At 66.4% G+C, this 12484-nt stretch carries 12 protein-coding genes; 2 read left to right on the top strand and 10 right to left on the bottom strand.

Annotated features, from left to right (window positions below; translation table 11 throughout):
• Together xylA and amaB are read left to right on the top strand one after the other, a co-directional pair.
• Window positions 1-1311: a xylose isomerase gene (gene xylA, locus IGS68_RS14990; RefSeq protein ID WP_201070376.1), complete on the top strand. Its 1311-nt coding sequence runs from the start codon at window positions 1-3 to the stop codon at window positions 1309-1311.
• Between the two features lie 39 nt (window positions 1312-1350).
• Window positions 1351-2847, top strand: a complete 1497-nt coding sequence (gene amaB / locus IGS68_RS14985) for an L-piperidine-6-carboxylate dehydrogenase (protein WP_201070373.1) — start codon at window positions 1351-1353, stop codon at window positions 2845-2847.
• Between the two features lie 23 nt (window positions 2848-2870).
• On the opposite strand, the gene IGS68_RS14980 is transcribed toward amaB, so the two are convergent.
• The 10 genes from IGS68_RS14980 to IGS68_RS14935 all read right to left on the bottom strand — a co-directional run bounded on the left by IGS68_RS14980 (window position 2871) and on the right by IGS68_RS14935 (window position 12369).
• Window positions 2871-4034: a ribonuclease E/G gene (locus IGS68_RS14980; protein WP_247880859.1), complete on the bottom strand. Its 1164-nt coding sequence runs from the start codon at window positions 4032-4034 to the stop codon at window positions 2871-2873.
• On the bottom strand, window positions 4031-4645 hold the full coding sequence (locus IGS68_RS14975; protein ID WP_201070367.1) for a Maf family protein: 615 nt from the start codon (window positions 4643-4645) through the stop codon (window positions 4031-4033). Before IGS68_RS14975 ends, IGS68_RS14980 begins: the two co-directional genes overlap by 4 nt.
• A 34-nt stretch (window positions 4646-4679) precedes the next feature.
• Window positions 4680-4898: a translation initiation factor IF-1 gene (gene infA / locus IGS68_RS14970; RefSeq protein WP_037452069.1), complete on the bottom strand. Its 219-nt coding sequence runs from the start codon at window positions 4896-4898 to the stop codon at window positions 4680-4682.
• Window positions 4899-5164: 266 nt separating this feature from the next.
• Window positions 5165-5944 (bottom strand): succinate dehydrogenase iron-sulfur subunit, encoded by a 780-nt coding sequence (locus IGS68_RS14965; RefSeq protein ID WP_158045036.1) that lies wholly within the window; start codon window positions 5942-5944, stop codon window positions 5165-5167.
• A 92-nt stretch (window positions 5945-6036) separates the two neighbouring features.
• The gene (gene sdhA / locus IGS68_RS14960) at window positions 6037-7827 is read right to left on the bottom strand and encodes a succinate dehydrogenase flavoprotein subunit (RefSeq protein ID WP_201070364.1); all 1791 of its coding nucleotides are present in this window, start codon (window positions 7825-7827) and stop codon (window positions 6037-6039) included.
• A 7-nt stretch (window positions 7828-7834) separates the two neighbouring features.
• Entirely contained in the window at window positions 7835-8236 is a 402-nt protein-coding gene (sdhD, locus tag IGS68_RS14955; protein WP_201070361.1) for a succinate dehydrogenase, hydrophobic membrane anchor protein, read from the bottom strand.
• A 9-nt stretch (window positions 8237-8245) separates the two neighbouring features.
• Entirely contained in the window at window positions 8246-8632 is a 387-nt protein-coding gene (gene sdhC / locus IGS68_RS14950; protein ID WP_201070357.1) for a succinate dehydrogenase, cytochrome b556 subunit, read from the bottom strand.
• A gap of 609 nt (window positions 8633-9241) precedes the next feature.
• Complete coding sequence (locus tag IGS68_RS14945; RefSeq protein ID WP_201070354.1) at window positions 9242-9433, bottom strand: hypothetical protein; 192 nt, start codon at window positions 9431-9433, stop codon at window positions 9242-9244.
• 285 nt (window positions 9434-9718) lie between these two features.
• Window positions 9719-11275: a DHA2 family efflux MFS transporter permease subunit gene (locus IGS68_RS14940; RefSeq protein WP_201070351.1), complete on the bottom strand. Its 1557-nt coding sequence runs from the start codon at window positions 11273-11275 to the stop codon at window positions 9719-9721.
• Entirely contained in the window at window positions 11275-12369 is a 1095-nt protein-coding gene (locus IGS68_RS14935; RefSeq protein WP_371821773.1) for an HlyD family secretion protein, read from the bottom strand. The genes IGS68_RS14940 and IGS68_RS14935 overlap by 1 nt, the downstream gene beginning before the upstream one ends.
• Window positions 12370-12484 lie beyond the last annotated feature (115 nt).

Below are 12484 nucleotides of genomic sequence, written 5' to 3'. Positions count from 1 at the left end.
ATGACCGCGCCCTTTTTCGACAAAATCGGCCGCATTCCCTTCAAGGGACCCGAGTCCGACGATCCCCTGGCGTTCCGAAACTACGAACCCGACCGCATGGTGCTGGGGAAGCGGATGGAGGACCATCTGCGGGTCGCGGTCTGCTGGTGGCACACCTTCTGCTGGCCCGGCGTGGACATGTTCGGAGCCGGGACCTTCGATCGTCCCTGGCAGGCGGCGGACACGATGGAGAACGCCGAACTGAAGCTCCATGCCGCGTTCGAATTCTTCGAGAAGCTGGGCGTGCCGTTCTTCTGCTTCCATGACGCCGACGTGGCACCGCTGGGGGAGACCATCTCGGAGGGTGACGCCAACCTCGCCCGGATCGAGGAGCTGATGCGGGACGGCATCGACCGCACCGGCGTCAGGCTGCTGTGGGGGACCGCCAACCTGTTCTCGCACCGGCGCTACATGGCCGGCGGGGCGACCAACCCCGACCCGGAGGTCTTCGCCTTCGCCGCGGCGCAGGTCGCGCGGGTGCTGGAGATGACGCACCGCCTGGGCGGCGAGAACTACGTGCTGTGGGGTGGCCGGGAAGGGTACGACACCCTGCTCAACACCGACATGAAGCGGGAACTGGACCAACTCGGCCGGTTCATGTCGCTGGTGGTCGAGCACAAGCACCGCATCGGTTTCAAGGGCACGATCCTGATCGAACCGAAGCCCATGGAACCGACCAAGCACCAGTACGACCACGACGCCGCCACGGTCCACGCCTTCCTGCGGAAATACGGGCTGGAGAACGAGATCAAGCTGAACCTGGAGGTGAACCACGCGACGCTTGCCGGCCACTCCTTCGAGCACGAAGTCGCCTACGCCATCGCCAACGACCTGATGGGCAGCTTCGACATCAACCGCGGCGACCCGCAGAACGGCTGGGACACCGACCAGTTCCCCAACGACGACCGGGAGGCGGCGCTGGCCCTGTACCATGTGCTGTCGGCCGGCGGGCTGACCACGGGCGGGTTCAACTTCGACGCCAAGGTGCGGCGGCAGTCCATCGATGCGGAGGACCTGTTCATCGCCCATATCGGCGGGATGGACACGCTGGCGCGCGGATTGCTGATGGCGGAGCGGATGATCGGGGACGGCAAGCTGGCCTCCCACGTGGCCGACCGCTACGCCGGCTGGAACGAGGGGCTGGGCGCCGACATCCTGGACGGCCGGGTCGGGCTGGGCGACCTCGCCAAGCTGGCCCGCGACCGGAACCTTAAGCCGGAACCGCGCTCCGGCCGGCAGGAGTATCTGGAGAACCTGGTTAACAGGTATTAGGGTGGCGTCCAAACCTACGGTCAACGAGGAGCCGACACCATGAACCTGCGGGATATCGCAGCCGCCCTGAACCTGGACGCGGAGCTGCTTCAGGGTGGCACCCGCATCGTCCGCAGCCCGATCGACGGTACCGAGATCGGCCGGCTGGAGGACGACACAGCCGAGACGGCGGACGCCAAGATCGCCGCCGCGGCGGAAGCCTTCAAGGCGTGGCGGCTGGTGCCCGCTCCTCGTCGCGGCGAGTTGGTCCGCCTGCTGGGCGAGGAGCTGCGCGCCCACAAGGAGGCGCTGGGCAGCTTGGTGACCCTGGAGTGCGGCAAGTCGATCCAGGAAGGCTATGGCGAAGTGCAGGAGATGATCGACATCTGCGACTTCGCGGTCGGCCTGTCCCGTCAGCTCTACGGGCTGACCATCGCCTCGGAGCGTCTGGGCCACCGGATGAGCGAGACCTGGCATCCGCTGGGTGCCGTCGGCGTGATATCCGCCTTCAACTTCCCGGTCGCGGTCTGGTCGTGGAACTTCGCGTTGGCCATCGTCTGCGGCGATCCGGTGGTCTGGAAGCCGTCGGAAAAGACCCCGATCACGGCGCTCGCCTGCCAGGCCCTGTTCGAGCGCGCGGTGGCGCGGTTCGGCGACGCTCCCGCCGGGTTGTCCTCGGTGCTGGTCGGGGGCCGGGAGATCGGCGAGCGTCTGGTGGACGATCCCCGGATCGCGCTGGTCAGCGCGACCGGCAGCACGCGCATGGGCCGCGAGGTCGGACCCCGTCTCGCCCAGCGCTTCGCCCGCTCGATCCTGGAGCTCGGCGGCAACAACGCCATGATCGTGACGCCATCGGCCGACCTGGAACTGGCGGTCCGCGCCATCCTGTTCGCCGCGGTCGGCACGGCGGGGCAGCGCTGCACCAGCCTGCGCCGCCTGATCGTCCATTCCGACGTCTACGACACGCTGGTTCCGCGGCTCCGGCAGGCCTATGCCGGGATTCCCATCGGGAACCCGCTGGACAAGTCGAAGCTGGTCGGCCCCCTGATCGACCGCGACTCGTTCGAGGGCATGGCCCACGCGCTTGAAAACGCGGCCGCCGAAGGCGGCAGCGTGACCGGCGGCCGGCGCGTGCTGGCCGAGGAGTTCCCGGGCGCCTTCTATGTCGAGCCGGCGCTGGTCGAGATGCCGGGGCAGACCGACACGGTGCGCCACGAGACCTTCGCCCCGATCCTCTATATCCTGCGCTACAACGGCTTGGACGAGGCGATCGCCATCCAGAACGACGTGCCGCAGGGACTGTCGTCCTGCATCTTCACGACCGACCTGCGCGAGGCCGAGCGGTTCCTGTCCGCCGGCGGCAGCGACTGCGGGATCGCCAATGTCAATATCGGCCCCAGCGGCGCCGAGATCGGCGGCGCCTTCGGCGGCGAGAAGGAAACCGGAGGCGGGCGCGAGTCTGGATCGGACGCCTGGAAGGCCTATATGCGCCGGCAGACCGCGACGGTGAACTATTCCGACGCGCTGCCGCTGGCGCAGGGCATCGTGTTCGGCTGACGGCCAGGCCCGGGAAGCCGCGCTTATCGGCCGGTCAGGTCGGCGAGCGGCGGCCCTCGGCGGGCGCGGGTGAGTTCGACCAGACCCAGCTTCGACATGCCGTAGACATTGACGCTGGCGGGGTCGTCGGCGGTGGCCCGGGTAAGACCGTCGAGGACCCGTTCCGCATCGGCGCGCGACGCCATGTTGATGAAATCCACGATGACGATGCCGCCCACGTTGCGCAGGCGCAGCTGCCGGGCGATTTCCGCTACGGCGTCGAGGTTGGTGGCCAGGGCGTTGGGGCGCTCGCCGCCGTTGACGTCGATCACGGTCAGCGCCTCGGTCCGGTCGATCACCAGGCTGCCGCCGCCGGGCAGCGGGACCTGCCGTTCGGTCAGGCGGATCAACTCGCCCTCGAGATCGTAGCGGTCGAACAGGGCGTCTGGCTCGGTCCGGATCAGCGGGGCCATGTCGGGCGCCCAGGCAGCCAGTTCGTCGCGCAGCGACGGTTCGGAGACGGTGATCCCCGCGACCGGTCGGCCGCCGTTCTCGATCACCGCCCGGATCGCCGCCGACGGGCCTTGCCTGAGCGTGGCCGGAGGCGTTGCCGACCCTTGGCGCTCGACGGCGCGCCATGCCACGGCCAAGCCTTCTGCTTCGGCGGCGAGGGTTTCCGATGCTGCGCCGAGGGCGCTGCCGCGGACGATCCAGCCGCCGCCCAGGCCGCCGGTGATCTCGGAAACCAACTGCGAGAGCTGGCCCCGCGCGTCGCCCTGCGCCAAGCGGCGGGAGATGGAGATGCCCGGCTTGAAGGGGGTCATCACCAGGAAGCGGCCGGGCAGGGTCACGTCCATGGTCAGCGAAGGCCCCTTGCCGCCGCCGGGTTCCGCCTTGACTTGCACCAGCACGGGCTGGCCGGTCCGCAGGGCGGTTCCGGCCCGCGCCGCCTTGCGGCTCGTGGGGGCCGCCGTGCGCAGGTCGGCGTTGTTCAGAAGGCCGGCAACGCCGCCGATATCCACGAAGGCGCCGTTCAGGGCGGTGACGATCCGGTCCACCCGGCCCAGGACGATCTCTCCCAGACGGCTCGGGCGGTCGGCGCTGTCGATGTGGAGATCGGTCAGCCGTCCGTTCTCGACCACCGCGGCCCGCAGGAGAGGTCCGGCGCGGTCGATCAGGATCTCGACGCCCCGGGACGGGCCGGTCACGTGGGAACGGGGCTGGACGAGGCGGGAACGAAGCCCACGCCGCGCAGCATGTTGGAAACCTCGAACAGCGGCAGTCCGACGACATTGCTGTAGGAGCCGCCGATCCATCGGACCAGCGCCGCGGCCCGTCCCTGGATGGCGTAGCCGCCCGCCTTGCCCTGCCACTCGCTGGACGCGATGTAGTCTTCGGTCTCCTCCAGGCTCAGCACCTTGAAGGTGACGGCGGTCTGGACGACCCGGTCGAGGGTGCGCCCGTCGGGCAGCACCAGCGTGACGCCGCCATAGACGCGGTGCCGGCGGCCCGAAAGCAGATTCAGGCAGGCGCGGGCCTGCTGCTCGGTTTCGGCCTTGGGAAGGATGCGGCGGCCGCAGGCCACGACCGTATCCGCCGCGAGCACGAAACTGCCGGCATGGCGCGGCGCCACCGCGGCAGCCTTCTCGGCAGCGAGCCTTGCGGCATGCTGGGCGGGAAGCTCGTCGCGGAGCGGGGTTTCGTCGAGGTCTGCTGGGTCGATGCCGGCCGGATCGATTCCGATCTGGCGCAGCAGGTCTAGACGCCGGGGCGAGGCAGAAGCGAGCACCAGCGTGTTGTTTGCCGGCGGAACCTTCATGACATCAGGGTCACGGTCTGTCCAACGCGGCAGGTTACTTGAAGCGGAATGTGATGCGGCCCTTGCTGAGGTCGTACGGGGTCATTTCCACATTCACCCTGTCGCCCGCGAGCACGCGGATGCGGTTCTTGCGCATCTTGCCCGAGGTGTGCGCCAGCACTTCGTGGTCGTTGTCCAGCTTGACCCGGAACATGGCGTTCGGGAGCAGTTCCATGACGGTGCCGGAGAATTCGATCAGATCTTCTTTTGCCATAAGTCCTTTGGTCCGTTCAGCAGATTCCGCGGAGATAAGTGATCGCCGGAACCACGCGGGTCAAGCGCTTTCCCGGCGCGGGCGCACAATAGGCCGATGCGCGCGAAAACGATACTGCCCATTCGACAAAAACCCGACACGAAGCGACATCCTGCGGAAGCCCCCGGAAGAGGGCCTTAAAGATGACAGCGCCAGCGCCGTCTCCGCCCGTTTGCGGAGACGGCGCTGGCGCCGCTGGACGCCGTGCCGGGATGAAGCTTCCGGCTTTACTGCCGTTCGACCATCAGCTTCTTGATTTCCGCGATCGCCTTGGCGGGGTTCAGGCCCTTGGGGCAGGTGCGGGTGCAGTTCATGATGGTGTGGCAGCGGTACAGGCGGAACGGATCCTCGAGCTGGTCGAGCCGCTCGCCCGTCATCTCATCGCGGCTGTCCGCGATCCAGCGATAGGCCTGGAGCAGGACGGCCGGGCCGAGATAGCGGTCGCCGTTCCACCAGTAGCTGGGGCAGCTCGTGGTGCAGCAGAAGCACAGGATGCACTCGTAGAGGCCGTTCAGCTTCTCGCGCTCTTCCGGGCTCTGCAGCCGCTCGCGGTCCGGAGGAGTGGCCGACTGGGTCTGGAGCCAGGGCTTGATCGAGGTGTACTGCGCGTACACCTGGCTCAAGTCGGGAACCAGGTCCTTGACCACCTTCATGTGCGGTAGCGGATAGATCGCGACGTCGCCCTTGACTTCCTCAATCGGCTTCAGGCACGCGAGCGTGTTGACGCCGTCGATGTTCATGGAGCACGAGCCGCAGATGCCCTCGCGGCAGGACCGCCGGAAGGCGACCGTTCCGTCGATGTCGTTCTTGATGTGGATAAGGGCGTCCAGCACCATCGGTCCGCACTTGTCGAGATCGATCTCGAACTCGTCCAGGTGCGGATTCTGGCCGTCCTCGGGGTTCCACCGGTAGATCTTGAAGTTCTTGGCGCGCTTGGCGCCCTTGGCGTTCGAGACCCTCTTGCCCGGCGTGATCCGCGAATTGCGGGGTAGCGCGAACTCAACCATCGTATCAAATCCTCGAATACCTTGCCCGCCGCCAGCCGCGGCCCGGAGCCGGGACGGCCGTTGCCGCCCCGGCCTTGTTTTGGCCCGTCAGGTCAGTACACGCGCGCTTTCGGCGGGAACACCTGGACTTCGTTGGTCAGCGTATAGAGATGGACGGGACGGAACTCGAAAGTCGTCTTGCCGCTCTCGTCGATGCTGACGACGGTGTGCTTCATCCAGTTTTCGTCGTCGCGGTCCGGGTAGTCTTCCCGGGCATGAGCCCCGCGGCTTTCCGTGCGGTTCGCGGCCGAGTTCATCGTCACGACCGCCTGATACATAAGATTGTCAAGCTCAAGGGCTTCTACAAGGTCCGAGTTCCACACCATCGTGCGGTCGGTGATGCTGACGTGCGGACGCTTGGCCCAGGCCGCCTGCATCAGTTGCACCCCTTCCTCCAGCACCTCCCCGGTGCGGAAGACGGCGCAGTTGTTCTGCATGTTCCGCTGCATCTCGGCACGCAGGTCGGCCGTCCGGATCTCGCCCTTGGCGTGGCGCAGGCGATCGAAACGCTCCAGCGCCAGGTCGGCGCTGCCCGCCGGGAGCGAACGATGGGACGCGCCCTTCTCAATGATCTCCGACGCGCGGATGGCGGCGGCCCGGCCGAATACGACCAGATCGAGCAGCGAGTTGGAACCCAGCCGATTGGCGCCGTGGACCGACACGCAGGCGGCTTCGCCGATCGCCATCAGACCCGGAACCACCTGGTCGGGGTTCTCCGGCGTCGGCCGGACCACTTCGCAGCGGTAGTTGGTCGGGATGCCGCCCATGTTGTAGTGGACGGTCGGCAGCACCGGGATCGGCTCCTTGGCGACGTCGACGTCGGCGAAGATCTTCGCGGTCTCGGCGATGCCGGGCAGCCGCTCATGGATCACCGCCGGGTCCAGGTGTTCCAGGTGCAGGTGGATGTGGTCCTTGTTCGCCCCGACGCCGCGGCCCTCGCGGATCTCGATCGTCATCGAGCGGCTCACCACGTCGCGGGACGCCAGGTCCTTGGCCGACGGGGCATAACGCTCCATGAAGCGCTCGCCCGACGAGTTGGTCAGGTAGCCGCCCTCGCCGCGTACGCCCTCGGTGATCAGGCAGCCGGCGCCGTAGATGCCGGTCGGGTGGAACTGCACGAACTCCATGTCCTGGAGCGGCAGCCCGGCCCGCAGCACCATGGCGTTGCCGTCGCCGGTGGAGGTGTGCGCCGAGGTGCAGGAGAAGTAGGCGCGGCCGTAGCCGCCGGTCGCCAGCACCACCATGTGGGCGCGGAAGCGGTGGATCGTGCCGTCGTCCAGGTTCCAGGCCATGACGCCGCGGCAGACGCCGTCCTCGTCCATGATCAGGTCGAGCGCGAAATACTCGATGAAGAACTCGGCTTCGTGCTTCAGCGACTGCTGGTACAGGGTGTGAAGGATCGCGTGGCCGGTGCGGTCGGCGGCGGCGCAGGTGCGGTAGGCCCGGCCCTCGCCGAACTTGGTGGTCATGCCGCCGAAGGCGCGCTGGTAGATCTTTCCCTCGGCCGTGCGCGAGAAGGGCACGCCGTAGTGTTCCAGCTCGATGATCGCGGGGATCGCCTCGCGGCACATGTACTCGATGGCGTCCTGGTCGCCCAGCCAGTCCGACCCCTTGACGGTGTCGTACATGTGCCAGCGCCAGTCGTCCTCACCCATGTTGCCCAGCGCCGCGCTGATGCCGCCCTGGGCCGCGACCGTGTGGCTGCGCGTCGGGAACACCTTGGTGATGCAGGCGGTCTTCAGGCCCTTTTCCGCCATGCCGAAGGTGGCCCGCAGGCCGGCCCCGCCGGCTCCCACGACGACGACGTCGTAGGTGTGGTCGATAATCTGATAGGCGCTCGCCATCGCTGCCTCAGCCTCCGAATGCAATCTTGAGAACGGCGAAGATGCCGGCCACCGCCAGGACGAAGCACAGGAACTTCGCCGCGGTGATCGCCACGACCTTCACCCATTCGTTATGAACATAGTCTTCCAGGACCACCTGGATACCGGAGGCTGTGTGGTGAAACGTCACACCGACGAACAGGATCATCATGATCGCGGAGAAGGGCGAGCGGAGCCACTGCACGGCGGCGGCATGGCCGTCGCCGATGATGCTCAGCACCCCGAAGACGAACCACAGGGTCAAAGGAATCAGGGCGATCGACGTCAGCCGCGACATCATCCAGTGGTGCGAGCCAGCCTTGGCCGAACCGAGGCCGCGGACGCGGCCGAGCTGGGTGCGCAGGCCGGGATTGGAGCTTGTGTTAGCCATCTGTCTTCCTCACCACGCGATCAGGGCGGCGACCCAGGTCAGGATCGTGAGGCCGGCGGAGGCCCCGACGACGATCCAGCCACCGAGATAGACCTGGGGAAGCTCCAGGCCGTAGCCGGTGTCCCAGACCAGATGCCGGATGCCGGCGCAGAAATGGAACCACATCGCGAAGGTCCAGGCGAAAAGCAGCAGCAGGCCGAAGAACGATCCCATGAACCCGGCTGCGCGCGCGTAGCTCTCCGGTCCCGCGGCGGCGGCGAGCAGCCACCAGACCAGCAGGAACGTGCCCACAGTCAGCCCGATGCCGGTTACGCGGTGCGATATGGAAAGGACGGACGTGATCTGTGGTCGGTAAATTTGCAGATGGGGTGAAAGCGGCCGACTGCCGTTCGACATATCTGACATCCTCGCTTGGGCTGCCGCAACTTGACGCGCGCGGCTGTGCGAAAACCCGGATTCTTATTTTGCGTGCTTGATTTACGCCGCCGGTCCCACCGAGTCAACGGCACCCGCCCGCTTCGACCGCACTGCGGCATCGCGGTGCAGCATGATGCGTGCATCCGATGATTGTCCAGCCGGACTTCGCGGAGACGGGCACCAAACGGCAGGGATGTGAGCCGTTGCGGTTGTGAAGTATCCGAACAGGGCGGAGGCAGTCCTGTGCAGCCAACGCCTCACTGACGGGTGTTCGTTTCTTTCCACGATGCGGGAAGAACTCGACCCAGTTCAGGGCTTGATCGGCAGATCATGCCGATTCCATTGACCGGGACTGGAACACCTCGAAAGATTATGCAGGCTATTATATCAGTGTGGCGAAATTATGGGCATTGTTGCCGATGAAACTGCAGCCGGGCGGAGAGAGCCGCGACCATTTGTGCCAGCGGCGGATTTTTTTTTGCCGGCCGCAGTGCGGAATGCCCGCTGCACCGCGTCAGGTCCGACGCCGTCCATCGCGTGCCGAGCCGGGCCGGGTGGTCCTGCGGCGCCGCCTGACTTACGATCCTATTACGAGCGAGCGCGGAATCGCTTGCCGTTGGTCAGGATATCATTGTTGAAGCCTTCCGCGACGCGGTCGTCTCCGCCGGAGGCAAGACAGAGCGTGATGTTGATCGAGGCAAGGATGGCCTGGTCGATCTGGTCGGGATCCTGCACATAGCGCTTGATCGCCTGGAGCGCGCGGGTCACGGACTGTGCCATAACACTTCATCTCCGAAAGAATGCCGGTGCCCGATGGCGTGTCCATCGGACCGCTGCCGACATCCTGGCCCTGAACAGGTCGTCTGCCTGTGAAGTAGACCACGGCGGGCCGTGAATAGTCGCACGGCTTACCTGCGTTTCTGCTTCGGCGAATATCGGCTTGTTGCTGCTGACTTATAGCGTTAAGGAAATTAACTATAAGTGAACGGCGTGAGTGGCCGGCATACTACCACTTTCGCGTGGCTTGTCTTGCGGCGGAATGAAGCATGCAGCGTCGGCGCAGCCTCAGTGCCCGCCCTCAACGGCGGCGCGCGGCTTGCGGACCAGCGGCATGAACAGGAACGCGGCGGCGAAGACGCAGGCCATCAGCAGCAGGCAGTCGCTGAAGGTCAGGACCATCGCCTCCCGCTCGACCAGGCCGTGGATGATCTTCAGCGCGGCCCGGTCCGGATCGCCCGCGATGACGCCGGACAGCCGGCCGGACAGGCCGTCCAGCATGTCCTGCACGCCCGGCCGGGCGGTGGTCACGTTGTCCGACAGTCGGGACATGTGGAGGGCGAAACGGTCGATCAGCACCGTGTTGATCGCGGCCAGCCCGATCGCCCCGCCCAGGTTCCGCATGAGGTTGTAGAGGCCGCTCGCGTTCTTGAGCTGTTCGGGCGGCAGGGTGCCGAGCGCCAGCGTGTTGATCGGGATGAAGCACATCATCAGGGAGAAGCCGCGGACCGCCTGCGGCACGAACAGCTCCCAGAAATCCGACTCGGCGGTGAGGATGGAGTTGAGATAGACGCCGAAGCCGAACATCCCGAGGCCCAGCGCCAGCATCAGCCGCAGGTCCATCTTCCTGGACAGTATGCCGGCTACCGGCGCCGACATGAACTGGAACATGCCGGTGACGAACATGACCATGCCGATCTGCAGGCTGTTCAGGCCGCGGATACGGTCCAGGAACAGCGGCATGATGTAGACGGCGCCATAGAGCCCGACGCCGATGACGAAGCTGAAGAGGCAGCCGATCGCGAAGTTGCGGTCCTTGAACGCGCGCAGGCCGACGATCGGATTGTGATAGGTGAGGACGCGGCGGAAGAACAGCACGGCGCTGACGGCGCACACGGCCGCCGCCGTCGCGATCGCGTGATCCTCGAACCAGTCGTTGCGCGGGCCTTCCTCGACCACGAATTCAAGCGTTCCGAGGAACAGCGCCATGAACACGAGGCCCGGGAAGTCGAAGCCCTTGAGCACGCCCAGGTCCGGCTTGTCGACATCGACGAAGCTCCACACCAGGGCGGACACGACCAGGCCGGGCCCGACATTGATCAGGAACAGCCAGTGCCAGGACAGGCTTTGAGTCAGGTAGCCTCCGAGGGTCGGCCCTAGGGTCGGCGCCATCGTCGCCACCAGGCCGATCATGACCGACACGCCGGCGCGCCGGTCCGCCGGGAACAGCGAGAAGCTGGTGGCGAACACGGTCGGGATCATTGCGCCGCCGAGGAAACCCTGCAAAGCCCGGAAGAGGATCAGTGATTCGATGTTCCAGGCGAAGGCGCAGGCGATGCTCATGGTGGTGAAGCCGATCGCCGAGACGACGAACAGCCAGCGGGTCGACATGACGCGCGCCAGGATGCCGGACAGCGGGATCATGATGACCTCCGCGATCAGGTAGGAGGTCTGTACCCAGCTGATCTCGTCGGCGCTCGCCGAGACACCGGCCTGGATCTCCGCGAGGCTGCTCGACACGATCTGGATGTCCAGGATCGCCATGAACATGCCCACGACCATGGCGAAGAAGCCGATCCAGTCCTTCGCCGTGACGTGCCGGGCTCCAGCCGCTCCGGCCGCCATTACTTGCGTCCCGTCTCGGCCGCGGCGGCGGTTCCGAAGATACCGCCGGCCGACAGCGGCCCAGTCCCCTCGTCGCGGGTGTCGACCGAGACCTCCACCGAAAGACCGGGACGGAGCAGGCCCGACAGCGGGTTGTCGGACGGGACGGCGATGCGGACGGGAATGCGCTGGACGACCTTGGTGAAGTTGCCGGTCGCGTTCTCCGGCGGCAGCAGGCTGAACTGGGCACCGCTGGCGGGCGCGAAGCTGTCGACGGTGCCGCGCAGCATCCGTCCGGGGAAGGCATCCACCGACAGGTCGACCGGCTGGCCGCGCCGCATGCCGGCGAGTTGGGTCTCCTTGAAGTTGGCGACGACATAGACGTCGGGCAGGGGCACGACGGCGAGAAGAGCGGAACCGGCCTTGACGTACTGGCCCAGCTGGACGCCCTTGTTGCCGATCACGCCGGCGACAGGCGCGCGGATCACCGTGTGGCCCAGGTTGTCCCGCGCCAGGTCGAGGTTGGCCTTGGCCTGCCTGAGCTTCGCCTCAGCCTCCTTGCGCGACGCCTGGAGCACGCCGAGCTGGTCGTGCTCCGCAGCCAAGCCTGCGGCGGCCTTGTTCACCGCCGCTTCGGCCTTGCGGAGGTCGGCTTCCGCCGTGTCGTACCGCTGGCGGCTGACAGTGTCGCCGCTGACCAAGCTTTTCACCCTGTCGTAATCCTGCCGGGCGCGGTGCAGGTCGGCCTCCGCGCCCGCGATCGTCGCTTGGCTCTGCACGATCATGGAATGCTCGAGGATGATGCGGCTGTCGATGCTGCCGATGGCGGCCTGCGCTGCTTCAACCGCCGCGTCGGCTTGCGCTTCCTGTGCCCGGTACTCGGAATCGTCGATCACGGCCAGGATGTCGCCGGCCGACACCTCCTGGTTCTCGATGACGCGGATGTCGGCGACGTAGCCGGCGATCTTCGGACTGACGATCGAGATGTCGCTGTGCACATAAGCATTGTCGGTCGATTCCAGGAAACGCCCGACCGTCCACCACTGCCAGCCGAAATAGCCGCCGGCCGCCAGCACCAGGAGAGCCGCCACGACCAGAACCGACCTGCGCATCATCCGTAACCTCTCAAAGTGCGCCGTTCCCCGGAGCCGCGGGGCTCGGCCCGGCGCTGTGGAACTGAACGGTTCAGTTCACCTACTCTTCCGGAAAGGTGAGCAGATCGATAAGGCT

This window comes from Skermanella sp. TT6 (genome assembly GCF_016653635.2).
Lineage (GTDB): Bacteria > Pseudomonadota > Alphaproteobacteria > Azospirillales > Azospirillaceae > Skermanella > Skermanella cutis.
This window is presented reverse-complemented; position numbering and strand designations above follow the sequence as displayed.